Raw genomic sequence first — 25,170 nt, 5'->3', positions numbered from 1 at the left:
CGTGTTTCGGCCTAAATGCTTTTAAAACCGCATCAATCAGACGAGAAGCGAAGACGTTAGGCACTGGTTCCTGTGGCTAGTGGAGCATCAACGTGACCGAGTTCTTGCGCTTCTCGTTGTTTTAGAAGACGTAAATAATAACGCAAAGTTTCACTGATTTGGGTATTTCTGTCGATAACATGAAGTTGCGGCCATGCGGCACGCTCACCACTTTCGATGAGGGCGTTGATGCTTTCAACAGTAGGGTTCGCCAAAACCTGAGCTAAATTGCGTAACTGCTTCTTAGGTATGATATTTATATCACCTACATATTGTTGGTCAATTATAGAACGAACTTTGTGAATGGCGAGCTTAGCGCCCTTGTTGTCTATCAGTTTTTCTAGTACGTCGAACGCAAAAATACTGTTTGTTTTCGCCAGTTGTCCAACGTGACGCATTGTCATGCTGTACAAGTTGTCAGCTTCTTCTCTGCTAGACGACAAGAAGGGGACCGCCAATGGGTTGGTCTGGCTTACTATGCTGTGGTTGACGCCATACAATCGCGCAAGACGTTCAAAGGGTAAGTCGGCCATCAGTGAACCGTCGGCGAAACGGCGATTCGGAATATACGGTACGATATCCCCGTTGGCTGCTTTCGCTCTGAGTTGTACTGGGTTAAATACCACCGGGACGGCGCAAGATGCCCTTACGGCCTGAGTGATAATCGCATTTGGTGAGGTTTTGGCATTCAGTAACCTAGAATATTGGTGCAAATCTGCTGGCGAAACAGTGACGGTGATGTGTCGCTTGGTTTTCTTGTAGGCTTCTTCAAATGTCATTAGATCAAACAAGTTAATCAGCGCATTTTCTAACGCACTACTGTCAAACAAACTCTTGTTTGAAAAGCCTGCCCAAATTCGCCAGTCTTTGAATTTATCGAAAATAAACTCAGGGGTCATTGCTTCTAGCAATTCATCATGGGTTCTTGTACCAATCATTGCTGCAATAATTGAGCCCGCGCTAGCGCCAGAGATAACCGTAGGCAGCAGGTTTTGCTCGTTCAGGGCTTTGACTACGCCACAGTGAAAAAAGCCCAGCCCCGCGCCACCGGACAACATTAGGCAACTTCTGCCATAAGCGTGAGCCGTCTCTTCAAAAAAAGATAATTTTTCGTAAAAGTCGACTTCGTGTTCGTCAGCGTTATAGATTTGTTCGAGGGAGGACATCACCTCTGACAAAAAGCTCTCGATAAGGTGCTTGGTGCCATATTTGCAATGGCTGAGCAAAGATGGGTTAGCGATATTTCCCAAATTGCCGTGTAGCCCTTCGTGCAAAATGGACATGAGTGCTTGATTGTCACCTTTGCCGCGGGCAATTTGCAGGCGTTGCACACGCTTGCGGATCAACCGGTAATCATACTCTCTACATGCATCCTTCGCTTTCCAGTCATCAGCACCTGACAAAGCATCATGCTCTATACATGCTTCTTTATAGGCTTGATAACTCTCGGCGTTATCAATGTCTTTTTCTAGAGAAGAAAGTCGTCGGTCGAATAAAGGCATACTGCACCTCTTTGTATCAGCTCGTGCACGAATTAACGCAAATTGTGTTTGAGCTGCCATCTTGTATATCTGGTGTAACACCTTTGTTTTTAAGGTGAATTACCAAGTTATATTTTGCCTGAAAGAGAGTGTAATGAGATAAATTAGAAATCACTACCCAATTTTCAGTTTTACGTCATTTTCCCGGATTTTGACTTCTTTTTGTCGACGGAGTTCGCCTTATTTTGAATATTTTACGATTAGTGATTGACCATTCTCTACGCAATCAGTAGCCTGAGTGTTAACTCGTGAATTACCTATTGGCAGTCAAATAGTTGTTCAAAACCAACGCGTTCTGAATACGGACTACTGGCAGTCAAAGGTAGTTTGAATTGCAATAAAGATAACGATAATAAGTGACCGATTGCCAGTATGGATTGGAATCTAAAAACTTTAGGTTTGTTGGCGTTAATTCCCCTTATCAGTGGGGTAGTTGGATGGGCGACCAATTATCTGGCGGTGAAAATGATGTTTTATCCCATCGAATTCGTTGGGCTGAAACCCATTTTTGGTTGGCAAGGGTTAATTCCTGCCAAGCGCAAAGAAATGGCGGAAATCGAGGTCGAGCTAGTCCTTGGTAAATTGCTAAGCGTAGAAGAATTAGCTGAACGGTTGGACCCCAAAGCCCTGACTGAGGCCATTGAACGACGCCTACAGCAAGTCATCAAAAAGGTGGTGAATGACGTGATGTCTGAGTCCGCCCCGACGCTTTGGGCTTCCATGCCTGTTCAAGGCAAGAATTTGGTGTATCGTCGCATCGAACATGATATTCCCAATGTCGTTGAAAAAATGGTCGACGACTTCCAACACAACGTTAATGAAATTATCGATATCAAAGAGTTGGTCGTTGAGCAGTTGGTCAACAGCCCAGAGTTGATTAACGAAATCTTTTTGAGTGCGGGGGCTAAAGAGTTTCCCTTTATTGTTCGCTCTGGTTTCTTTTTCGGCGTTTTATTCGGTATACCTACTGCTGCCATTTGGCATTACTTTCCAGAGTGGTGGATCCTCCCGCTAGGCGGTTTATTGGTGGGGTATGCGACGAATTGGATTGCCATAAAAATTATCTTTGAACCGAAAAATCCGGTAAAGCTCGGCCCATTTACGCTTCAAGGTATGTTCTTAAAGCGGCAAAAAGAAGTTTCTGAGGTCTATTCTGAGATCATCGAGAAGAAACTGATCAATTCGCAAAACATTACTCACATTATCTTACATGGTTCGGGGTCTGCTCAATTACTCGAGTTGATTGAGCTCCATGTTAATGATGCGATTGAGCGTTACGTCGCGGTGGCCCAGCCTTATTTTGCCTTAGGGGTAGGGTCAGAAAACTATTTCAAAATGAAATCTTTAGCAGTGAAGTTGCTGTTTGAGAATACGGATAAATACTTATTTTACGCCTACGATTATGCCAATCAAGCGTTGCGCGTTGGCGATGATTTATGTGAGAGAATGCAAGCATTGTCATCCGAAGAGTTCGAAGGTGTCTTGCGACCAGCTTATCAGGCCGATGAGTGGAAGCTAATTGTGACTGGGGCTATTCTCGGCTTACTCGCCGGTTTTGGGCAGTTGAATTTCATCTTTATGTAGAGAGTGAATTATGAAAACAGCTGAACGGATTTTGCTGACAGCGCTAACACTGTTTAACGAGCATGGGGAGAATGCCGTTACCAGCGTGGATATTGCTTTGGAGCTGGATATCAGCCCCGGTAATTTGTACTACCACTTCAAAGGTAAAGAAGTCATGGTAGATGCGCTCCTCGAACTACACAAAGCGGAGATGAATAAGCTGCTGGTACCAGACCTTCCTGAACGCTTGTCGGGAAGTGACCTGTTTTATTACTTCTATCTTCTGATTGATAAAATACAAGTTTTTGGTTTTCTCTATCGCAGCCCTGCTGACCTTGCCGAAAAGTACCCTCATGCAAGCCAACAAATTCATCGTTTATTAAGTGGTATTGAACAACAGACAAAACGACTACTTGAATGTGCCCAAAAGCGCGGGGAATGTCAGTTTTTGCCGGCAGAGCTAGAATTAACCGTGGAGCTCATTAGTCTGGTTGTTACTCAATCGTGTCATTTCGACCAATGGCGAAAACACGACGATGCCGAAGTACAGCGCTATCATGCATTATCACTTATCACAACGGCATTGCTACCTCGATTTCAATTGGAGCCGTCCAGTTTGGAGGCCCTACAAACCGCAATTCACGACCACACGATTGCGAATCTGCACGAAATAAAACTTACCAGTCAAGGGCAGGATACATGGCAAAGTCGTTAACATTTCTTGATAAGTCGTTCTGGTTAACCGAGTCAGACGCCAACCCAAAACACGTTGCCAGTTTGCAATTACTTAGTATACCTGATGGTGCTGCCCCTAAAGCGTATGTCACAGACCTTTACCAAGAGATGAAAGGCTACGCCAAAGCATGTCCGCCGTTTAATTGTCGGGTAAAAACGTTCATGACTTATCCATTGGGGCTTCAGCCGGTTAAAAAAATGAACATGGATTACCACGTTCAGTTACACAAGGTCGATGATATTACGGACCGCGTCGCGCTGGACGATTTTGTTGCCAGCTTGCATGAATCTCGTTTAGACCCAGACAAACCGCTGTGGCAATACCATTTTATCTACGACGATAACCATGACAACTACGCGATTTATGCACGTGTTCATCACATGTACGGTGACGGTGCAACCTTAGTCAGATGGTTTCAAGCGGGTTATTTACCCGAGCCGCAAGACGAGTCTTTCATCCCTGTTTGGGCGGTAAAAAGGCTGCGTACAAAGCGTGGTCAAAAGGGACGACCTGTGGTGAATTTTTTCACTTCCGTGTTGGGTTTCTTGCGAATGATGTTTGACCTGCTGGTTATTTTAGTTCGCTTGTTAATGAGGTTGTGTCGGTTCAACACACACTACATGCCCGTGCCATTTACGGGGACCAAAACACGCTTAACGGGACAAGTTAAAGCCGGTAGGGCCGTGGCGACGATGGACATTGACTTCGCTCGCGTCAAAGCACTAGGTAAACGCGCCAGAGCGTCTGCCAATGAAGTGTTATTAACCGCCTTTGATATCGGCGTGCATAGATTACTTCAAGATCACGGTCACACTTTCAAAAAAGCCCTGTATACCAATATGCCTATTAACTTGCGTAAACCGGGTGAAAAAACAACAGGCAACAAAATTGCTATTGTGCCTGTTCAACTAGCCCATGGTGAACAAGACCCGTATTTAAGGCTCAGGCAAATCATAAATAATCACCGTATTGTTAAGTTCGCAGCCCAACATGCAAGCCCCGGAACCTTTAGCGCCTATACCATCATTATTCAGTCATTCGCCCTGATTTTCGAAATGCTGCACATATCAGATTATATCAAGCCAATCGCTAATATCTTGGTATCCAATGTACCCGGGCCTGAAGATGTGCGCTACTTGAAAGACTCGAAATTGTTGGCTTGTTATCCCATTTCTACTATCACGCCCGGAGGTGGTGTTAACATAACCCTGATGACCTATGCAGGTGTTGCGAATGTTGGGCTAGTCTGTTGTAACAAGCACATTGATAGCTTGCAGCCATTGGCTGAGTACATTATTGAAGCGTTTGATATGTTGGAAGCAAGTATCGACGACCCTACACTGAATATCGATGATATTGGTGAGCACCCTGAAACGGTGCCCTTGTCGATAGTCAGCGAATAATACCACGGTTCCTCACCTCTACTGACGGTCCGATTAGTTCATAGGTGAGTAAGCCTTATGACAACGGGACATCTAGGGGCGGCCTTGCCCTAAGCATTGGAGCGTAGAGCAAGGTCGTTGTGACAATCAAGTGGTCTATCTAGCGCTTTTTTTCGACCAAGCAGATCAGATTTCCGCAAGTATCATCGAAAATCGCCATACGTACTTCACCCATATCCTGTACGTCACCTCTCACTTCCACGCCTTTGCTTTTTAAGTCAGCGATTTCTTGATCAATATCATCGGATTCAAACGATGTGTAGGGGATACCGGCGTCATAGAGTGATTGCTGAAAGACTTTGGCTGGTTCAAAACCGAGTGGCTCAAGCAGTAATTCAATTCCGTTTTGCGTCTGTGTCGAGACCACAGTTAGCCATCGGTGTTCCCCCATAGGAACATCTTCTTTTTTCTCAAAGCCCAATTTTTCGGTATAAAACGTGAGCGCACGCGCTTGGTCTTGAACAGGTACACTGGTTAAGCTTATTTTCATGATATCGCCCCTGTGATGATTGAAGTAGCATGCTCTAGACTAGCGCAATTTTTATTCAATTGCGTGGAGGATTTTGCTGTTGTAGAAATGAAGTTCACACGCTCCAGTCTCTACTTAAAACAAGAATCGCAATTCGGATTCTTCTACTGCGACTGTTTTTCCGAGTTTGGCGAACAGGTGTTCTCGCCACTGGGTTGCTTGCATTTGGTAGTCGAGATCAAATTCCGCAACGGCTTCGAGTAACGCTTTTTCGATCTGTGGTTGATGGTATTCAAGAATGCGTTGCTTACTGCCGCCAACATACAGTTTGAGATAGTTAAGCGCCTGGTCTGATGTGCCTGCACTCAGTACATTCAAAGCTTGTTTTATTGGGGCTCCCAACAGGCCTGTCACCGGTACAGGTAGCAATTTGTCGATTAAAAACTGAGTATCTTTAAGCAATGAATACTCGTCGTTAACTAAATGCAAATCGTCGACTTTAATGTCTACCAACGTAAGGGTCTGAGTTTGTTCTAAATAACGGGGTAGTGCACTAATTTGCACTATCGCATGAGCGCGATAAATTGGGGAACCCATTACTTTGACTTCGACGCCCGCGAGACATTGAAGGTGCAAGCGAACACTATCTGCGGGCATGCTGACAACACCTTCGATGATGCGGACAACACCGTTACCAATGGGAACACTGAGGTCAAACTGTTGCGGAAAGTGCTCAACAATCAACGCATTGAGTTCAGCAGTGGTAAACCTGTCGTACTTGAGTTTTCCGAGCTTTACCAAGCAATAACCTATTGCGTATTTTAACCAGTCTGTTTTTGATAGTTTGTCCATCGATCGCTTTATATCAGCTGTGTTGTGCTATTAAGCGGATTTTCGCACAAGATGTCAAAGGGCAGTGTCTTATTGAACAAAAAGTGTTCTGCATTAACCTCGATCGTAAATGCATCAACTATCAATTTTCTCAATAGTTAGATTAAATCATTGATTCTAAATGTAAAATAAATGTAAAAGTGGACTAACGAAATAAAGCCTAGTTTGTTAAACTGGTATGACATCTGATGACATAGTGTATAACCGCCGAGGAGAAGTCAGTGCAAGAACCAAGTGAACAGTTCGATTACATCGTCGTGGGTGGCGGCTCTGCTGGTGCAGTAATCGCTGCGAGACTGTCTGAAAACCCCGCGGTGTCGGTTTGTTTGGTTGAAGCGGGCAGTCGAGACCGCAATCCTCTGATCCACATCCCCTTCGGTTTGTCGTTATTATCACGCTTTGACGGCATAGGTTGGGGTTACAACACGGAACCACAACCAGAACTTAATGATAGGGAACTGTTTTGGCCAAGAGGGAAAACACTTGGCGGTAGTAGTTCGGTCAATGCCATGTGTTATATACGTGGGCAAAAAGAGGATTACGACGAATGGGAGGCCCTGGGGGCCGAAGGCTGGTCTTTTAATGCCGTATTGCCATACTTTAAGCGTGCAGAGAACCAAACGCGAGGCGCAGACGAATACCATGGGGTAGGCGGCCCACTGAACGTGGATGATTTGCGTCATACCAGCGTATTGTCACAAGCATTCGTCGATAGTGCAGGTAGTGTTGGTTTAGCCATTCTGGAAGACTTTAATCGAGACGAGCGCGAAGGGCTGGGTTATTACCAAGTTACCCAAGTTGGAGGGCAACGTTGTTCGACAGCTAAAGGATACCTAAAACCCGCGTTACATCGACAAAACCTTACCGTCATGACTGGTGTAATGGCTGAGCGTATAATTTTGAAAAATAAATGCGCACAAGGGATCCAAGTTCGTATCAAAGGCAAAGTGAAACGCCTTGAAGCGTCCCATGAGGTTATTCTGTGCGGTGGCGCGATAAACTCGCCGCAACTGCTTATGCTTTCTGGCATTGGCCCTAGAGAGCACCTGGAAGATGTTGGCGTGCATGTACAACACGAACTACCGGGTGTCGGTGAGAACTTGCAAGACCATCTTGATGCCATCGTCCAGCATCATTGCAAGGCACATGAAGGCTACGCCGTCGCAGCCTCTGCCTTACCACAGTATGTAAAGGCGACAGGTCAATATCTGTTTAAACGAGGTGGAATCTTCTCGTCAAACATCGCGGAAGCGGGTGGGTTTGTAAAATCGAGCCTTGCTGACAAAGGGCCTGATATTCAATTTCACTTCTTACCGGCGATTTTAGAAGACCATGGCCGTAGCATGCAATTTGGATATGGCTATGGGCTTCATGTTTGTTGCCTGTATCCGAAAAGCCGCGGAACAATCCGCCTGCAAAGCAACCACCCAGCTGATCACGCGATGATTCAACCAAATTACTTAAGCCATCCTGATGACCAAAAAATCATGATCGAAGGGGTGCGTATGGCTCGTCAAATACTAGCGTCATCCAATTTTGATGGGTTCAATGGTCATGAGGTGCTGCCCGGTGAGGAAGCACAAACAGACGAGGAAATTCTCGAGTTTATTCGCGAGAAATCCGAGAGTATTTACCATCCAATCGGAACGTGCAAAATGGGATTGGCAACAGACCCAATGGCGGTTGTTGATAACGAGTTAAACGTTCACGGTATTAGTGGCTTGAGAGTCGTTGATGCGTCAGTTATGCCAACACTTATCGGCGGCAACACCAATGCGCCAACGGTAATGATTGCCGAAAGAGCGGTGGAGTTTATCAGAAACAAACAGTCGGGCCTTAATCAGGGCGCCGCATAAAAAGCTGTGCCGCGCAGTCACACATAGCATCGATGTGGCTGCTGTCGGCATAGATACCATCAATCAGCAACCTCGCAATACCATGCAACGTACTCCAAGTAACTTGTGCAAGGCGCAGGGTATCTTGGTCTTGTGGCAACAATCCTTGGGCTTGCCAGGTTTTGGTCATCGTGACTTGAAACTGAAAGGACGGGAAGGCCACGGCCTTTAGGTCAGCTGTTGGTTCTCCGGATTTCCAAATGGTGCGGCCAAACATTAACTCGTACATTTGAGGATGGCGGTCTGCGTAGCCAACATAACCTCGAATAAATCGCTTGAGCCTCTCTTCCGGCGTTAACGACTCATCGTCAAATATGATTTGCGCTTCTCTGTGCCATTGTTCAAAGCCTTCCGCTGCAATGGCGCTTAACAATGCGTTTTTGTCTTTGAAGTGATGATAGGGCGCGGTGCGAGATACCCCTGCGTCTTCAGCAATTTTACGCAGTGATAACCCCTCAATGCCTTGAGACTCTAACCGTTGTTTTGCCGCGTTCAGCAGCGTTGCACGCAAATCTCCGTGGTGATAGGGCTGTTGGGTCTTACTCATAACACACATTCTTTTGACGACTCCACCCTAGGGTAAGGTTTATCTTGACAGTGTCAATATTAACTTTTATCTTGACGCTGTCTAGTTTGCAAAATTGTTAACAATATAGGTGATTCATGGCGGAATTTAGCTACACCACGTTAGACGTTTCTATCGACAATCACATTGCCCATGTTGAGTTATCAAGACCAGAGAAGCTCAACAGTATGATCCCAGAGTTTTGGCACGAGCTCCCACACGCCATTCGACAAATTGACGAGTCTGCAAAGGCCAGAGTTATCGTTATTTCGTCGCAAGGTCGCCATTTCAGCGCAGGCATGGATTTGTCTGTTTTCCGAGCCATGGCGAAAGACTACGATCAAGAACCCGCAAGACGCGCAGAAAAGCTGCGTCGCTTGGTGCTGGAATTACAAGACAGCTTTAACGTTCTGGAAAGTGTCAGAATCCCTGTACTCGCAGCCGTTCAAGGTGGCGTGATAGGCGGAGCCGTCGATATGGTATGTGCATGCGACATGCGCTATTGCACTGAGGATGCCTTTTTTACGATTAAGGAAACTGCTATCGGTATGACGGCAGACCTTGGAACATTGCAGCGAATGGGCCATTTAATGCCAATGGGTTTGGTCAAAGAATTGGCCTACACCGCCCGAAACATGGCGGCATCAGAGGCGCAGTCGTGTGGGTTCGTCAACCAAGTATTTGCCGATAAACAAGCTATGCTAGATGGGGTGATGGCGATTGCTCGACAAATCGCAGCACATTCACCGGTTGCGGTCGCTGGTTGTAAACAACATATCAACTACAGTCGCGATCACAGTGTCGCCGATAGTCTAGAATATATGGCGACGTGGCAAACCGGATTATTCCAAATGGCAGACATTCAAGCTGCTATGGGGGCTCAGGAATCAGGCACTGTTCCCCAATTCGACGATCTGCTCGGCGGGCCGAGCCGTATGCAGCAACTCAACCATAAATAAATGAGTCAGGACCGAAAATGACAACCTACACTGAACATCCCGCATATCCACATCTGTTCCGTCCATTAGATTTGGGTTTTACTGAATTAAAAAACCGCGTCCTTATGGGATCAATGCACACCGGGCTGGAAGAGATGCCCAAAGGCCATAAGCATATGGCGGCATTTTATGCAGAGCGTGCCAAAGGCGGCGTTGGCCTTATTGTCACTGGGGGAATTGGCCCAAATGATGAGGGGTCTACCCATGAAATTACCAAGCGTCTTGATTCGGATGAAGCGGTCTCAAATCACAAAGAAGTGACAGATGCAGTGCATATGGCTGGTGGTAAAATTTGTATGCAAATTTTGCACACTGGCCGCTATGCCTACAACCCAAACCTAGTCGCGCCATCGGCAGTCCAAGCGCCGATTAACCCCTTTAAACCACGAGAGTTAACGTCTGAAGAGATTGACAAACAGATCGAAGATTTCGTCAACACCTCTTTGCAAGCCCAGCGCGCAGGCTACGACGGTGTCGAGATCATGGGATCAGAAGGTTACTTCTTAAACCAATTTATCGCACAGCGCACCAACCATCGCGATGATGAGTGGGGTGGTGACTATCAAAATCGCATCCGCTTGCCTATTGAAGTTGTGCGCCGTGTACGAGAAGCCGTCGGAACTAACTTTATCATCATCTACCGCCTGTCTATGCTGGACTTAGTGGAAGGAGGCTCGAGCTACGACGAGATTGTCACCTTGGGCCAAGCGATTGAAAAAGCGGGCGCAACCATTATTAACACGGGTATCGGTTGGCATGAGGCGCGTATTCCCACTATTGCGACAAAAGTGCCCCGTGCGGCGTTCACCTGGGTGACCGCAAAATTCCGCGATGCCTTGTCCATTCCTGTTATTACGTCTAATCGAATTAACACACCAGAGGTGGCAGAAGAAGTATTATCACGCGGTGATGCGGATATGGTCTCCATGGCTCGTCCATTCCTTGCCGATGCTGAGTTTGTGCGAAAAGCACAACAAAATCGCGCCGATGAAATCAACACTTGTATCGGTTGTAACCAAGCGTGTTTGGACCATGTTTTCAACGGTCAACTAACCAGTTGTCTAGTTAATCCAAGAGCGTGTCACGAATTGCAATTGGTGATCACGCCAACAGAAAACCCGAAACACATCGCCGTTGTTGGCGCTGGGCCTGCTGGTTTAGCCGCGGCTACTACAGCTGCATCTCGCGGGCATAAAGTGACCTTGTTTGATGCTGCTGACGAGATAGGTGGCCAATTTAACATTGCTAAGCAAGTGCCAGGCAAAGAGGAGTTCTACGAGACTCTCCGCTATTTTGGAAAACAAATTGAGATTCACAAAGTGGATTTGCGTTTGAACACCCGTGTCGATGCAGAAACACTTAATAATGGCGAATTTGATGAAGTTATCCTAGCAACAGGGATTGTGCCGCGTACGCCTCCTATTGACGGCGTAGAGCACGACAAGGTATTGAGCTACCTCGATGTCTTGAAGTACAAGAAGCCTGTTGGCCAAAAAGTCGCGATTATTGGTGCTGGCGGCATAGGGTTCGATACAGCGGAATACTTATCTCACGGCAAAGTTACACCGAGTCAGGATATCCCCGCCTTTATGAAGGAGTGGGGAATAGACATGAACCTTGAGGCCCGTGGCGGAATAGAAGGAATGAGACCTCAGCCAGAACCTTCCCCTCGTGAAATTGTTTTACTGCAGCGCAAGACAACAAAAGTCGGTGCGGGATTGGGCAAAACGACAGGTTGGGCACATAAAGCTGGCTTGTTGATGAAGGGCGTCAATATGATCGCTGGTGCAAGCTATGACAAGATTGACGATGCTGGCTTGCACATTACCGTGAATGGCGAATCACAAGTGCTTGAAGTCGACAACGTGATTATCTGCGCAGGACAAGAACCCCTCAAAGAACTAGCCGAGCAAGTAACGGCAAATTGCCATCTGATTGGTGGTGCAGACGAGGCGGCCGAACTCGACGCAAAACGAGCCATTGATCAGGGAACGCGTTTAGCGGCTCAACTTTAGCCTTTGCCCTACGTGCTCGACACTACTGAGTGTTTCGAGCACGTAGATTTAAGGTTGTCGCTGCTTGATCAATTGAAAAATCAAACAGTTTTAACACGTTCATCCCCAATAAACCGTCCACATCCGTCAAGGTATCCGTGGGCAGTACCAGTAACGACACATCATTAATGACGAATGGGCCAAGGGCAAATTCATCGACTTTTACCATTCTCGCTCGGACGCGGCCGCCAGCAGTATTGACATTAAATACACCGACAAATTCATAGCCGGAGCGCCGAGAAAGTTTGGCAAATTGTTGAGCTGAAATGGCACTCGTCGTTGCGCCAGTGTCTATTAGTAGTTGAGCATATATACCATTGATTTCAACATATGTTGCGTATCGGTTGTTGTCGTATTCCAAAGGTATTCTAGTGGTGTCGGGGTCAGTCACACGTGCTTGAGTTGGCTCGCTCTCTTGATTGTTTTGTGCAACATAAACGCGATTTCGAATGGCATTGGCACCCGAGTCACTGTTTGGCAGTGTCGCTAAAATATCTTCCATCAAGGTAAATTTAGCTTGTTGGCCATAGGCTTCAGCCAGATTCAATACGAAGTCACGATGGGTTGGCATGCGTTGAAACAAAGGTTCTAGGAATTGCGCCAATAAATCCCATTCAGCAGTGCTTTTCAATTGTGATATCGCAGTTGTTAGCGTGGTATCGATGATACCTTCAATCGTCTGCCTTTGAGTGCTGGATATTGGCCTTTCGAGCAGCTCAAAATAGTAGATTAGCCCTTCGGACAAGGGTTCGGTTTTGACGATGTATTCGGCTTCGAGTAGCAGAAGTTCAATATTGTTTGGATCGTTTTTCAGTTGTTCTGCCAAGCCTAAACGCGCTAAATCGAGTTGATTCGATTCAATCCATGCAGAAATTTGACCTGTGCTGGTGACAGGTGAGCTTTCAGCGGCTACCTCTTCTTGAGGTGCGGTTTCAGACGCAGACGCATTGAGATTCGGTTGATGCTGATTTGAGGGGCTTGGCGACATTTGCTGTGATTGGGAGAATGAGAGAGCCTGCCACAATAAAACGTTGCCCGCTAAGGAAGCGAGTAGAGCAACACTCAATAGCAAGATAGCCGTTCTCACTGGACTGGCTCGATACAAGCACTGCCATAGATGTCTCTGAATTTTTCAGGCATACGTTTTGGTGCTCCCGTGGACAAGCTGACGCAAATGAAGTCAGTTTTGGCAGCAAACACTTTTTGCTGTCTGCGGGTACAATAAAACTCAAATTGTCGAGACAAATTGAGCTTGTTGTCACAATGGGTTATCCAGGTACCACAAATCAGCGAATCACCTAAATGGCAGGGCAGCAGGTAATCAATTTCATGACGACGGATGACCATGCCTCGGTCGTGGTCTTGATAATCCTCGAATCGCAAGCCCAACGCGTTGGAGTGTGCCCAAGCTAATGCCTCGATTTGGTTGACATAGGCTCCATTGTTAACATGGTTATAGTGATCAATATGGCTTGATTCTATTGTCCACAACAGGGTATGGGGGGCGTCATAACGCCAAGGATATGCTTCAGACATGGGGCAATGGGTTATCCGTTTCTAAATCAACATCACGATTGAAGAGGGTGTGCATAATGTCGCGTTCGCGGCACACGACGGGGTCAATAAAATTGTGCACATCACCCAACGCTTTAAAGGCGTTAAATCCGCGTTCTAAAAATTCATGCAAAGCGAGAAGCCCAGCAATTTTTGCCGGTCTGCGCGCTAACTTTATGAGCATGCTGATACCTGAAATGTTCACGACATCGGCGAGCTGTGCACCTAAATTTGTGATGATGTCTATTTGTTTGGCGCGTTTTTGCTGTTCGTCACTGTCGCGGTATGCGTTGGCGTAGGTTTCACGATTCAATTCTTGGCCTCTCAAACGAAGCGCCAAATCCATATCCAAATCAAACGACAGCGCATTAAGTGCAAGCGCCTCGTCGAGTGCCAACATGGCTTTTTGCGGTAAGACTTTCGCCAATTTGGGTATCACACGAGCGAGGTCTGCATCGCGCTGACTAAAGTCTTTAGGGCCGTACAGCTCTTCGACAAAAAATGCCATAGCCAACTGGTATTTTTGTTGCGACGCTAAATCGGCATGACTTGCGAGCAGCCGCTCACATTGCCACTGTTGCAAATGACCTATCTCATCAAGCAGCCCCATCTTGTCTGCGAGGTCTCGCTTGGCATTAACCGCATGTAAATGACCGATAATTTTGTCTGATGTGCTCATGTGACTCCATCGTGCATCAGGGTGGGTGTAGCTTGTCGAAAAAAACACTTTTATTCAAGTTGAGCCGCGGAATTTACCGCGATGTGTTGAGCTTTCTCGAATAAAACATGCCAAGTCAAATGCAACAAACCCAATAAATAATTAGCTTTGGTTTAACCACTGTACGAACTGATTGGCGGGTAAAGCCCCTGACAGTCTGTCGATTTCTCTGCCATTGATACACTTAGCCAGTGTGGGGATGGAGCGAATGTTGTGTTCAGCCGCAGCCATTTGTTGCGCTTGCGTGTCGACTTTTAAAAACAACATTTGACCGTGCAGCTGTTCTGCCACTTGAGTAAAGGTGGGAGCAAATTGCAGACAGGGGCCACACCAAGGAGCCCAAAAGTCGACGACAATCGGCAAGTCATTTTTTTGGATGTGCCGAGCCAGTTGACTGCCATTGACTTCCAACGGTGCGGCGCCGAGTACCTGCTGTTTACATTTGCCACAGGTGGCCTCATTGGCCTTTTTGCCTTGTGGTATTCGGTTTATCGCACCGCAGTGGTGACAAACGATATGCATGAAGATTACCCTTGTGATTGCGCTGACATCATGTCGAATAATGTGGGCGCGTCCTGCTAAATTTTCAAGAGTTGGAGCAAAGTGGTAGGTTGCTCTGATTGAAAATTGGGTATAACGATGAGTCGATTCGCAGGTCAGAAGCTGATAAAATGCGCCACCAATTTTCTCCGTTAGCAAGTGATTGATGTTGAGTCGAGTCGTACCATTGAGTTGCCCATCTGAACGCCCAGATCCTGATGTTTGTGCGTTGATTGATTTATTTGCTGATACCTTCTACCAAGAATTCAACACCAAATTGATACGAGGGGAGCACGAGCCTATTTATCTGCCCGCAGGCCAGGGTAAACCTTACGCGCAGATTGTATTTGCTCATGGATTTTTCTCTAGTGCATTGCATGAGATAGCGCATTGGTGTGTAGCTGGGGAGAGGCGTCGTCAACTCGAAGACTATGGCTATTGGTATTGCCCAGATGGCCGTGATGAGGAGCAGCAAGCAGAGTTTGAAAAGGTAGAAATCAAACCTCAGGCAATTGAATGGGCGTTGACCCACGCTGCAGGTCGAGTATTTCAAGTGAGTACTGATAACCTCAATGGTGTAGAGCCCGACCGATTCGCTTTCACGCAAGCGGTTAAATCAAAACTTCTGGACATGTTGCAACATGGCTTTCCTCCGAGAGCAGCACGATTTATTAAGGCGTTAGAAAGGCATTTTGGCACGTCGCCCCTCACATTCTCTACATTGGAGATGGCAAAAGATGGATAACCCTCGCAAATTTAAGCTCGGTATTGTGATCAATCCGTTTGCAGGCATTGGTGGAGCACTCGCATTAAAAGGCAGTGACGGCGAGGCAATTCGAGAGCAGGCCCTAGCGGCAGGTGCAAAAAAACTCGCGAATGACAAAATGCGCCGTGCTTTGAACAAAATTTATGACGCAGCAGATTCGATATCGGTAGTGACCGCGTCCAGAGAAATGGGAGAATACGTGTGTCGTGAGTTAGGCTTATCGACGCAAGTCGTCTATTCCTCTGCCTCATCACAAACCGAAGCGATCGATACCGAAAATGCTGTACGCGAGATTCTCAAACACGATATCGATTTATTGCTATTTGCCGGAGGCGACGGTACCGCACGTAATGTTTGCCATATTGTTGAACAACGGGTACCTGTTTTAGGCGTGCCGGCAGGGTGTAAAATCCATTCTGGTGTCTATGCCGTTAGCCCACCCGCGGCAGGCGAAGTACTGAAATCAATGGTCAACGGCGATTTGGTAAGCGAAATCGACGCAGAAGTCAGAGATATTGATGAAACGGCATTTCGCCAAGGAAAAGTGATTGCGAAACCCTTCGGTGAAATGCGGGTGCCAAATGAATTGACCTACATTCAGGCTGTCAAAGCCGGGGGTAAAGAAAGTGAAGAATTGGTGCTTATGGATATCGCTGCACACATCACGAATGTGATGGACGATGAAGAAGACACTTATTTTGTCATGGGGTCTGGCTCAACGGTCGCCTCGATAATGGAAGAACTCGGATTGCAAAATACCTTGCTTGGTGTCGACGTCGTCTACCGTGGCGAGGTGGTAAAATCTGATGCGACAGCAAACGATTTGATTGAGATTGCAAAAACAGCACCCGTGAAATTGGTGATAACTGTCATCGGGGGGCAAGGGCATATATTCGGTCGTGGAAATCAGCAAATTAGCCCAGATCTCATTCGCGAAGTTGGCAAAGAAAACATACTCATTGTCGCGACTAAAAATAAATTAAACGGCCTCGCAGGCAAACCTTTGCGGCTCGATACGTCCGATGAAAAATTAGATGAGATGCTGGCGGGCCAATTTTCTGTGATAACCGGTTACAACGACAAAGTCTTGTATCCCGCGCTCTAAACAATGTTAGGAAACTTATGAATACCGAACCCCTCGCACCACGTGTTTATCTCGACGCAATCCATCAGATTGAACAAGCGCTGGATGCCGTTGTTGATCACGGTAGCGATGACGAACTCTTTGTTGCCAGTTACTTACAAGGCCATTTTGCCGTCGAATCTAAACGGCTTGAGATGGACGACGAGGCGACGTTGGAAAAATTGAACGATATTATGCAAGCCAGTCTGAACCGCGCATTTGAGGCTGGAGAGCTTGAGTCAGAAGACCAAATCCATGTTTCTGCACTATGGAAAAAATTGAGCGGCAATCTGTAACCGTTATCGCTTTGAAACATGTGGGCAAAAGGTAAGGTTTTGCCGCTATTGCCCCAATCATGTGTACTTGGCCTACTGATTCAAAGGGCGTCAACCCAGCTAGCCTATTGGTACGTTTCTTGCGATGTGAGTGCAGTTAACTAAATTAGGCTCACGTGATTCTCATGGTATTACCATACAAAGTGAAGTTTCTGGCCACTGGCCTTATATCTGTTTGTTTGATGCTTGGGTGTGCAAGCAAAAACAATGCGCCATCTAGTGCAGAAGTCTCCTCGGGATTACCCATTCCTGCACTTGGCAACGTTGAATATCACACGCATGTTTTGGCCAACGAATTGTTTGCTGGAATGCGACCTGCCAGGCAAGCTAGGTATGCCGTTGTGGGCTTTGTCCCTGTCGATACCATGGCTTTCGACCCAAAAAATCAACATCCGCTAATGTTACTGGGCCATCAACTTGAGCAAGGGTTAATCACCGAAGCAACAAAACGCGGCTTTACTGCTCAAGAGTTTAAGTTATCGAACGATATAAAGTTAAGTGACCAAGCAGATCGCGTGTTAACGCGTGACATCGATTCTCTTTCAGGTGTTGAAAGAGTCGACTATTACATTACCGGCACTATGGTTTATCAAGAAGCCGGCGCTGTGGTCAACGTTAGAGTCATTAACGCGAGAACAAAAGATATTGTTGCTGCCGCTACGCGATTTTTTCCAGAAGATTTGTTTTGGCAGAAAGAGCAAGTTACTAGCCGTGGCGGCATGATATATAGAACAGAGAAGAAGGGGTAACCGGATGCGACAACAACTCAAATTTACCGCTGCAGTATCGCTAGTCGCAGCGCTAACGGGCTGTGTCAGTTACAACCCGCCTGAGCAATCGAAGTCGACACCTTCAAATGCGGGTGCACTTAACATCGTTGATATTGCTGCGGTCGGAGAGCCCGTTGAACCTGTTCAAGGTGAAAATGAAGAAGGCGTCGATAACTTTGGCGCAATTGGTCAACCACCTCTGTACAGCAGTGTTCAGGGGGCATACAAGGGACGCCCCTTGACTAAGCACATAGGCGACTATGTAAAAAATATGACCCAAGATCTGATTTCCAATATGGAATATGTATCGGACAAAACGCCGGTTGCCGTGACGCATTTTGCACTGTTGGACTCTGACTTACAGGCCACCAACCTGCTTGGCCAACAGATGGCTGAATCTTTTGTACACGAGCTACATAAATTTCGTATACCAGTGATCGATTACAAAGCCACAGACTACATTCGCGTGACGGATGCGGGTGACTTTTTACTGTCGAGAGATTACTTAGAACTCAACAGCAGCCTACCTTTGGAATACGTGTTAACTGGCACTATGACCAAGCACCAAGGCGGTTTTCTGGTTAATGCTCGCATCCTAGGTATTGAGTCTCGGGCTGTCGTTGCTAGCGCGCAAACTTTGGTGCCATTTTACGTTGTAGATGCTCTGATTCCGAGTGATAGCCAACGTGCAGGCATGCGTGATGGCGTAAAGCTAACTAAGGGTTAAGTATGAAGTATCTCGGGCTGCTGATGTTAAGCGTAGGGCTTTCAGGTTGTGCATCAATGACACAGGACTGGGCCTATTGGGTTGATGAAGACGGCGAGGAAATGTCAGTGCCGGAAGTAGTGAAGCCGGCAGAACAAAGTGGCCTAGTATACCGACCTGACTCGCGTGATTTTCTCCACCAACAAGCACTCAATGAAGAGCAGGGTAGTGGGTATCGAGACCCGTTACCTAGCGGCTTTACGCCCATGCGTACCCACAAACTGTTGAATGATTATGCCAGCCAGTTGGCCATGGAGCTGATGGACAACGCAAATCAGCTTAAACGACAAGAACTCATTGGCGTAGCGAGTTTTGTCAGGCTCAATAAGAACCTTCAAGAGCCAACAATTTTGGGCAATCAAATGGCCGAATACTTGATGACCGAACTACAAGACTTTGGTTTGGCTGTTGTCGACTTTAAATTGGCAAACGCATTGACGGTGACGCCCTACGGCGATATCGCGATGAGCCGAAAAGGCAGAGAATTAGCGAATACCGTTGCAATGGACCATATCGTGACGGGGACAATAACCGAGCACCCCAGAGGCGTAAACCTCAACGCTCGAATGATTTCTGTTGAGAACAAACGTATTGTGGCAAGCGCGAGTTTATTCATTCCTGCTTTTGTCGTGACGTCATTGAACAACGAGATGTCAGCGTCGTTGAACGAAGCCCATTAGCCGTTTCCCCAAAGGGTAGCGGCTGAATTCTAGCGTTGTACGTCAGATAACGTTCGTGTCACAACGACAAAGTGTTGTGATAATCGAGACTCGAACCGTCAGGACCAATACGACTTAGTTGTCATCCAATTTTCCTCGAATGGCATCTCGTACGATAAATCGTGATGGATGCAGCGCGTGCAACAGCGTTTCGGGCATCGGCAAAGGGCATTTCACCAGCTCAGAGGCGAGGACTTCGGCCATTAACGGAGCCGTCGTTAACCCACGTGAACCAAGGCCCGTGAAAACACTGACATTGGATGGTGCTGGTGGGAAAGTACGGTGTAAGCCAATACCTTTGGATAGCGGCTTTAATGTGACACTGAGTTCAGCATAGTCGGGGGCACGGCCAACTATCGGTTGGTGATCGGGGGCACCGAGCCTGATCGCCGCCCGCGCTTTGCCATCATGCTGCAACGCGTTAACCCAGTCGACCTTGCTCAATGCCTTTTGGTGGGTGCTCAGGTTAGCGTTTGACTCTTCTTTTCTAACATCACACGACATATCGCGTTTGACATAGGTAGAACCCAGTGCATGGCGACCATTTGCGCCCGGTGTCAAATATCCTTTGTGACACAATACTGTCTCTAGTGCGTCGAGTGGCGGTTGGCTAGGAATCGCCTCTACCTGACCTCTAACGGCATTCATTGGTAAACTTTGCAATTTGGACAATAATTTCGATTCATGGCCGCAGGCGAGAATCAGATGCTCGTGCGTTGTCGGCGTGCGGTCGCAAAACTCAAGCCTAACGCCATCGCTTTGGTCAGCGTAATCGAGCAAGCGGTGATTAGGTTTTACCTGTAACAATCCGCTCTTTAACGATTGGTTCACAATACTTGCAACCAGTTCCGGCGGGGATAACCAGCCGCCAAGTTTGATGAAAGCGCCACTGCATTGCAATTCGACATTGGCGATTTGCTCCAATTCACTTTTCGATTTGGGTTCTATCAGCTCCGAGGGCCAAATGCCTGCCTGAGCTAACTTGTTTAAACGTGCTTCTGATGCATCGTTAAACCCAAGTTGAGCCACACCACACCATTGGTGTGAGAAATTCGCATCGTTGGCAAGCAGGCTATCGTAAACTCGTCTGGCAAAGAGGAAGCCGTGGGCTTGAATTTGACTTGGGTGACTCGCTTCGGCGTGCAGTTGCGGGTAGAAGCCACCTTGAGGGTTACCTGACGCGCCGTTAGCCAATGTATCGGTGTCGTGATACAGCGTTACCCTGACACCTTTGTTCGTGAGCGCGAGGGCTACGCAGGCTGACGCCAAGCCACCACCCACAATCGCGACATCAGTAACCGAAACTTGCTTTGTATATCGATTATAGCAAGGCGCATTTTGACGATTGAGCTGACAAGCGGCCATTTGGCCCGTTAGCATATCGCGTTTGCGACCAAACCCTTTGCGCTTTTTCATAGTAAAACCAACGCTCTGCAACCCTCGCTTCACAAAGCCTGCAGCGGTAAAGGTTGCTAGCGTCGCACCGGGTTTCGATAATCTTGCCATTTGTGAAAACAACGTATCAGACCACATGTCCGGATTTTTACTCGGCGCAAATCCATCTAAAAACCAGGCATCGATCAAGCCATCGCTAGGGGAGTGCCATTGCGGCATAACATCGTGTACATCACCGAGCCAAATATCGATAACAGTCGACCATTTATCGAACGACAAACGATGACAGCCGCTAATATTGATGGGATATTGCTTGAGCAACGTTTGTGACAGCCCTGAAACAGAAGGAAACACACTGAGTGCTCGTTCGATAACGTCGGGTGCCAACGGGAATTTTTCACAACTAGTGATGTATAGCTGTTTCAGTGGGTGCGCGGGGTTACGGGCTCGAAAGCGTTCAAACGCGAGCATAGCCACCATGCAATTGAGGCCAGTGCCAAAACCTGTCTCGGCGATAGTGAAATGAGATTCGCTATGCTGTTGCCAACGTGCCTCGAGATCATTGCCCTCGATAAATACATGGAGGGTTTCATCGATACCGCTATCGTTGGAGAAATAAACGTCGTCAAAGTGATTGGCTACTGGGGTGCCTTGCTCGTTAAAGTGCACCTGAGCGGCTGGAGATTTCAAGTGGATGAACCTTTCGTGAATTTGTCATTTTGCCTATGGGGCTTATTGTACTCCTCATGTTACAGTGTGGATAGTGTACACTTGTACGCTGAATTGTGGGTAAGATAAAAAGAGCAGACCAGTTTTGTCGATAAAATGGTTACCATAAGCCCCACGCAATAAAGGGTAAAATATGAAAAGAGCAGTCATCACAGGTCTGGGTATCGTATCTAGTATCGGTGTAAATAAACAAGAAGTACTTGCTGCCTTGCAGGAAGGTAAGTCTGGTATCACTCGTTCTGAACAGTTCGCGGAAATGGGACTGAGAAGTCAGGTTTGGGGTGATGTTAATATTGATTTAAAAGAGCACATTGACCGCAAAGCCATGCGCTTCATGGGTGATGCTGCAGGTTACGCCTATGTCGCTATGCAACAAGCCATTGAAGACTCAGGCCTAGAGCCGGCTGATGTGTCTAACCCTCGTACGGGAATCATCGCTGGTTCTGGCGGTGCATCATCAGAAAATCAGGTATTGTCTGCTGACGTTCTACGAGAAAAAGGCGTTAAGCGTGTAGGTCCTTACATGGTTCCTCGTTGCATGGCTTCAACCGTGTCTGCATGCTTGGCGACACCTTTCAAAATCTTAGGTGTCAATTACTCTATCGCTTCAGCTTGTGCGACAAGTGCGCACTGTATTGGTAATGCGCTGGAGTTAATCCAATTGGGCAAACAAGATGTGGTATTTGCCGGTGGCGGTGAAGAATTGCACTGGGCCTTGTCGAGCCAGTTTGATGCAATGGGGGCATTGTCGAGCAAGTACAATGATACGCCTGAATTGGCATCAAGAACCTATGACGCAAACCGCGATGGTTTTGTCAGCTCTGCAGGCGGCGGTATGGTTGTTGTTGAAGAACTTGAACACGCATTGGCCCGCGGCGCTAAGATTTATGGCGAAGTGGTTGGCTACGGTGCCACGTCTGACGGTTATGACATGGTTGCACCGTCGGGAGAAGGTGCGGTTCGTTGTATGCAAATGGCAATGCAAGGCGTCGACGCGCCAATCGACTACCTCAATACGCATGGTACATCTACGCCTGTGGGCGACGTGAAAGAGCTTGCGGCTATTCAAACCGTATTTGGTGATAAAGCCGTGCCAATCAGTGCAACTAAAGCCATGACTGGTCACGCACTGGGAGCGGCTGGTGTTAATGAAGCCATTTATAGTTTATTAATGATGGAAAACAACTTCATTGCTCCGTCAATTAACATCGATACATTAGACGAAGCTGCACAGGGCCTAGATATTGTCACAGCGCGCAGAGACGCTACGTTGAACACGGTTATGTCGAACAGTTTTGGTTTTGGTGGTACTAACTCAACGTTAGTATTTCAGCGCTATCAAAAGTAAGTAATAGTCGTTAAGAAAAACGCGCCTAGATGGCGCGTTTTTTAATTGTTTTTCTGTGCAACCAGATGATCAGTGTTTTCACATTCATCTTTTTGCTGCTTAAGTGACAGTAATTCCGCTTCAAGCTCTTGCTCTTGTATCAACGTGGTACCGCCTCTCAGGGCTTTTTCGATTAGCCTAATTCGCTTCTCTATGCCGTCACATGAGCTTGACGACGGGGTAAATCCAGCGACTAAACTGGCACTAAACAACAAGCTGACAGTTGCTAATGTTATTACAGTAATTTTTGGCATATTCATTTCCCTGAACTACATGCTGATGGACCAATATACGGTGCGTACTATTGACGGTTTATATCCTTAGCCGACTCTATTAACTATATCCGCTGACCTTGGTATATCAAGGCAGGACCATTAAATTTTAGTGGTATTAGATAAGAAATGGCTTATCTATTTGATAGTGCAAATTTTATTTTTTTTAGCGTTTCACTGTGAAGTGTTTTGTAGTGCTTACCTGCGTTTTGTGCATGTGATAGCGTGTTATTCAGTAGTTCAAAACACTCGTCAACTTTGCCTTGGCGCTTAAGCGAAAGCGCGAAATAATAATCTGCTTCTGGCCCTGAATAATAGGTGTGAAGCGTTTCAAATTCATGAATTGCTTCTTCGTTTTTTTCCAAGGCATCCAGTGTGCGCGCATATAACAAATGGGAGTCTTGGCTTTTGTAATCTGGGTTGGCCTCGATTAAGGCATCAAGAGTGGCTTTAACTTCATTGTATTGCTTGCTGCCAAATTGTGCCTGAGCAAGGCCTGACATCACTTCGGGATCTGTTTTGTGAATGCCGGTAAGACAACGCATAAAGACAGATTCCGCTTCTTCATAGAGGCCTTTGTTTAAACACTCCTGGCCTAAACGAATGCTATTTTCAACGGTATCAGACTGAGAATACGCTCTGGTCGCTGAGTTAAACGCCTTATTGGGGGCAATGACCTTATTCATCTTGCGTTTCGCGTTGAGACCCGCACGACTATTTTGTATGTCAGGTAGTACCTCAATGAAGAAATAAGCGAGGGCGCCGGCAAGCGGCAACATTGCAACAATCCAAATCCATTTTGTGTCTCGCCCTGATTTTACGATATGAATGACCAATGCGACTTGGACAGCCACTGACAGTATAAAAAACGGCATGTCTCTCTCCTTGAGTAATGTAATGGTGTTAGTCGTTGTCAATCAACCAACCATTTTGGGTGGCGAGATCAACCTGCTGTTGAACAAACAGCCATAATTTGGGTGCGCATTGAGCCAAGTGCTTATTGCGATTTAATACTTGTTGTTTGCGCACTTTATTTTGCGCCCAACTCCCACCGTCATTTTGCATATTTTGAATGAGTGGTAGCACTCTGTCCATAGACTTAGCAAAGATAGCATCAGGGGTTTTCGCTTCCTCAAATTCTAACCACGTCGATAGAAAATGTTCGCCCTGTGTTGATGGCAGTAGACCAAAGATGCGCTCGGCGGCTTTTAATTCTTTTTCTGCTTGCTGAGACAAATTGTCATGAGTATCGAATGCGAACGTGTCGCCAGCATCAATTTCAACAATGTCATGGAGTAATAACATGGTAACCGCGCGGTTGATGTCGACGTCAGCTTCGACATAAGGAGCGAGTACTTGTGCCATGAGTGCTACATGCCAACTGTGTTCAGCACTGTTTTCGTAACGATTATTGTCACATTTAATTAGCGCTTTGCGATACACTGATTTTAGTTTGTCTAGTTCTTGAATAAACGCTAACTGCGCGTGTAAATCCTTCATTCATTTTCCTTTGGAGATGTGCTCTGGTTCGCCAAAACCGATTCAAGGCCTTGTTGTATCAGTTTATCGTCTAGATGCATAACAACCACCCTTGAGGCGAGCAAACCGCCGATAATAGCAACGATGGGGAGTACACTAGAGAAACCAGCGATAACGTAATAAATCGCCGCCACTGCGAGAATAAAAAGTAGGGGTAAACAAAAAGTGATAGTCGGATAGCTTATCAATCGATAGCGCTTTAATCCCTCTGCTTTTGCTTGCTCTAAAAGGGGAAATTGTTCGTGCCTTTCAAGGTGGGAGATAGCATCAAGTTTATCGATATAGTGTTTGATATCCATGGCAGTGAGCAATAATGTTGTTATTTCACCTTATATTACAACAATCTTACTCACTGCTTACAGTC

26 protein-coding genes are annotated in these 25,170 nt (G+C 46.7%); 13 read left to right on the top strand and 13 right to left on the bottom strand.

Features of this window, described 5'->3' with window-relative positions; all coding sequences use genetic code 11:
• Positions 1-56: 56 nt before the first annotated feature.
• Entirely contained in the window at positions 57-1,541 is a 1,485-nt protein-coding gene (locus AC27G9_RS05580; protein WP_487071867.1) for a DUF3336 domain-containing protein, read from the bottom strand.
• A 411-nt stretch (positions 1,542-1,952) separates the two neighbouring features.
• Here AC27G9_RS05580 and AC27G9_RS05575 point away from each other — a divergent pair, with 411 nt between their 5' ends.
• Genes AC27G9_RS05575 through AC27G9_RS05565 form a run of 3 tightly spaced genes read left to right on the top strand, consistent with a single transcriptional unit; the run spans position 1,953 to position 5,282 of the window.
• A complete protein-coding gene (locus AC27G9_RS05575; protein WP_487071865.1) occupies positions 1,953-3,164 on the top strand; it encodes a DUF445 domain-containing protein in 1,212 nt (403 codons plus the stop codon).
• A gap of 10 nt (positions 3,165-3,174) precedes the next feature.
• Positions 3,175-3,858 (top strand): TetR/AcrR family transcriptional regulator, encoded by a 684-nt coding sequence (locus tag AC27G9_RS05570; RefSeq protein WP_487071863.1) that lies wholly within the window; start codon positions 3,175-3,177, stop codon positions 3,856-3,858.
• On the top strand, positions 3,843-5,282 hold the full coding sequence (locus AC27G9_RS05565) for a wax ester/triacylglycerol synthase domain-containing protein (RefSeq protein WP_487071861.1): 1,440 nt from the start codon (positions 3,843-3,845) through the stop codon (positions 5,280-5,282). Before AC27G9_RS05570 ends, AC27G9_RS05565 begins: the two co-directional genes overlap by 16 nt.
• 139 nt (positions 5,283-5,421) lie before the next feature.
• Here the strand turns inward: AC27G9_RS05565 and AC27G9_RS05560 are convergent, their stop codons facing one another.
• Together AC27G9_RS05560 and AC27G9_RS05555 are read right to left on the bottom strand one after the other, a co-directional pair.
• Positions 5,422-5,811 (bottom strand): VOC family protein, encoded by a 390-nt coding sequence (locus AC27G9_RS05560; protein ID WP_487071859.1) that lies wholly within the window; start codon positions 5,809-5,811, stop codon positions 5,422-5,424.
• Positions 5,812-5,925: 114 nt separating this feature from the next.
• A complete protein-coding gene (locus tag AC27G9_RS05555) occupies positions 5,926-6,642 on the bottom strand; it encodes a DUF1439 domain-containing protein (RefSeq protein WP_487071857.1) in 717 nt (238 codons plus the stop codon).
• A gap of 260 nt (positions 6,643-6,902) precedes the next feature.
• Here AC27G9_RS05555 and AC27G9_RS05550 point away from each other — a divergent pair, with 260 nt between their 5' ends.
• On the top strand, positions 6,903-8,537 hold the full coding sequence (locus AC27G9_RS05550) for a GMC family oxidoreductase (RefSeq protein WP_487071855.1): 1,635 nt from the start codon (positions 6,903-6,905) through the stop codon (positions 8,535-8,537).
• Here AC27G9_RS05550 and AC27G9_RS05545 read toward each other — a convergent pair.
• Positions 8,518-9,123 (bottom strand): TetR/AcrR family transcriptional regulator, encoded by a 606-nt coding sequence (locus AC27G9_RS05545; protein ID WP_487071853.1) that lies wholly within the window; start codon positions 9,121-9,123, stop codon positions 8,518-8,520. The genes AC27G9_RS05550 and AC27G9_RS05545 overlap by 20 nt on opposite strands.
• A 116-nt stretch (positions 9,124-9,239) precedes the next feature.
• Between AC27G9_RS05545 and AC27G9_RS05540 the strand changes: the two genes are divergently transcribed.
• Positions 9,240-10,100 (top strand): crotonase/enoyl-CoA hydratase family protein, encoded by an 861-nt coding sequence (locus tag AC27G9_RS05540; protein WP_487071851.1) that lies wholly within the window; start codon positions 9,240-9,242, stop codon positions 10,098-10,100.
• Positions 10,101-10,117: 17 nt separating this feature from the next.
• Positions 10,118-12,154, top strand: a complete 2,037-nt coding sequence (locus AC27G9_RS05535) for an oxidoreductase (protein ID WP_487071849.1) — start codon at positions 10,118-10,120, stop codon at positions 12,152-12,154.
• A gap of 22 nt (positions 12,155-12,176) precedes the next feature.
• Here the strand turns inward: AC27G9_RS05535 and AC27G9_RS05530 are convergent, their stop codons facing one another.
• The 4 genes from AC27G9_RS05530 to trxC form a co-directional block, all read right to left on the bottom strand.
• Positions 12,177-13,280, bottom strand: coding sequence for a retropepsin-like aspartic protease family protein (locus AC27G9_RS05530; RefSeq protein WP_487071847.1), 1,104 nt, complete (start codon positions 13,278-13,280; stop codon positions 12,177-12,179).
• Entirely contained in the window at positions 13,277-13,729 is a 453-nt protein-coding gene (locus AC27G9_RS05525) for an acyl-CoA thioesterase (RefSeq protein WP_487071845.1), read from the bottom strand. The genes AC27G9_RS05530 and AC27G9_RS05525 overlap by 4 nt, the downstream gene beginning before the upstream one ends.
• Entirely contained in the window at positions 13,722-14,426 is a 705-nt protein-coding gene (locus tag AC27G9_RS05520) for a DUF8198 family protein (protein WP_487071843.1), read from the bottom strand. Before AC27G9_RS05520 ends, AC27G9_RS05525 begins: the two co-directional genes overlap by 8 nt.
• Before the next feature lie 141 nt (positions 14,427-14,567).
• Positions 14,568-14,987, bottom strand: a complete 420-nt coding sequence (trxC, locus tag AC27G9_RS05515) for a thioredoxin TrxC (RefSeq protein ID WP_487071841.1) — start codon at positions 14,985-14,987, stop codon at positions 14,568-14,570.
• A gap of 184 nt (positions 14,988-15,171) precedes the next feature.
• On the opposite strand from trxC, the gene AC27G9_RS05510 reads away from it, so the two are divergent.
• From AC27G9_RS05510 to AC27G9_RS05485, 6 genes are all read left to right on the top strand, one after another.
• Entirely contained in the window at positions 15,172-15,750 is a 579-nt protein-coding gene (locus AC27G9_RS05510; protein WP_487071839.1) for an elongation factor P hydroxylase, read from the top strand.
• Positions 15,743-16,876: an ATP-NAD kinase family protein gene (locus AC27G9_RS05505; RefSeq protein ID WP_487071837.1), complete on the top strand. Its 1,134-nt coding sequence runs from the start codon at positions 15,743-15,745 to the stop codon at positions 16,874-16,876. The genes AC27G9_RS05510 and AC27G9_RS05505 overlap by 8 nt, the downstream gene beginning before the upstream one ends.
• Before the next feature lie 17 nt (positions 16,877-16,893).
• The gene (locus tag AC27G9_RS05500; protein WP_487071835.1) at positions 16,894-17,190 is read left to right on the top strand and encodes a YfcL family protein; all 297 of its coding nucleotides are present in this window, start codon (positions 16,894-16,896) and stop codon (positions 17,188-17,190) included.
• Between the two features lie 164 nt (positions 17,191-17,354).
• Positions 17,355-17,978 carry a FlgO family outer membrane protein gene (locus AC27G9_RS05495; RefSeq protein WP_487071833.1) on the top strand — a complete coding sequence of 208 codons (624 nt, stop codon included), beginning with the start codon at positions 17,355-17,357 and terminating at the stop codon, positions 17,976-17,978.
• A gap of 4 nt (positions 17,979-17,982) precedes the next feature.
• On the top strand, positions 17,983-18,726 hold the full coding sequence (locus AC27G9_RS05490; protein ID WP_487071831.1) for a FlgO family outer membrane protein: 744 nt from the start codon (positions 17,983-17,985) through the stop codon (positions 18,724-18,726).
• A 2-nt stretch (positions 18,727-18,728) separates the two neighbouring features.
• Positions 18,729-19,445 (top strand): FlgO family outer membrane protein, encoded by a 717-nt coding sequence (locus tag AC27G9_RS05485; protein WP_487071829.1) that lies wholly within the window; start codon positions 18,729-18,731, stop codon positions 19,443-19,445.
• 114 nt (positions 19,446-19,559) lie between these two features.
• Here AC27G9_RS05485 and mnmC read toward each other — a convergent pair whose 3' ends face one another.
• Positions 19,560-21,569, bottom strand: a complete 2,010-nt coding sequence (gene mnmC / locus AC27G9_RS05480; RefSeq protein ID WP_487071827.1) for a bifunctional tRNA (5-methylaminomethyl-2-thiouridine)(34)-methyltransferase MnmC2/FAD-dependent 5-carboxymethylaminomethyl-2-thiouridine(34) oxidoreductase MnmC1 — start codon at positions 21,567-21,569, stop codon at positions 19,560-19,562.
• Positions 21,570-21,741: 172 nt separating this feature from the next.
• Between mnmC and fabB the strand changes: the two genes are divergently transcribed.
• Positions 21,742-22,956, top strand: coding sequence for a beta-ketoacyl-ACP synthase I (gene fabB, locus AC27G9_RS05475; RefSeq protein ID WP_487071825.1), 1,215 nt, complete (start codon positions 21,742-21,744; stop codon positions 22,954-22,956).
• A 41-nt stretch (positions 22,957-22,997) separates the two neighbouring features.
• On the opposite strand, the gene AC27G9_RS05470 is transcribed toward fabB, so the two are convergent.
• From AC27G9_RS05470 to AC27G9_RS05455, 4 genes are all read right to left on the bottom strand, one after another.
• Positions 22,998-23,249 (bottom strand): hypothetical protein, encoded by a 252-nt coding sequence (locus AC27G9_RS05470; RefSeq protein WP_487071823.1) that lies wholly within the window; start codon positions 23,247-23,249, stop codon positions 22,998-23,000.
• Positions 23,250-23,401: 152 nt separating this feature from the next.
• Positions 23,402-24,142 (bottom strand): PLDc N-terminal domain-containing protein, encoded by a 741-nt coding sequence (locus AC27G9_RS05465; protein WP_487071821.1) that lies wholly within the window; start codon positions 24,140-24,142, stop codon positions 23,402-23,404.
• A 28-nt stretch (positions 24,143-24,170) separates the two neighbouring features.
• Positions 24,171-24,767: an HD domain-containing protein gene (locus AC27G9_RS05460; RefSeq protein WP_487071819.1), complete on the bottom strand. Its 597-nt coding sequence runs from the start codon at positions 24,765-24,767 to the stop codon at positions 24,171-24,173.
• Complete coding sequence (locus AC27G9_RS05455; protein WP_487071817.1) at positions 24,764-25,105, bottom strand: hypothetical protein; 342 nt, start codon at positions 25,103-25,105, stop codon at positions 24,764-24,766. The genes AC27G9_RS05460 and AC27G9_RS05455 overlap by 4 nt, the downstream gene beginning before the upstream one ends.
• Positions 25,106-25,170: the final 65 nt, after the last annotated feature.

This window comes from Alteromonas sp. 5NS40-0096 (assembly GCF_057544385.1).
Note: the sequence above shows the minus strand (reverse complement) of the source record. Positions and strands in the feature narration are given on the sequence as shown.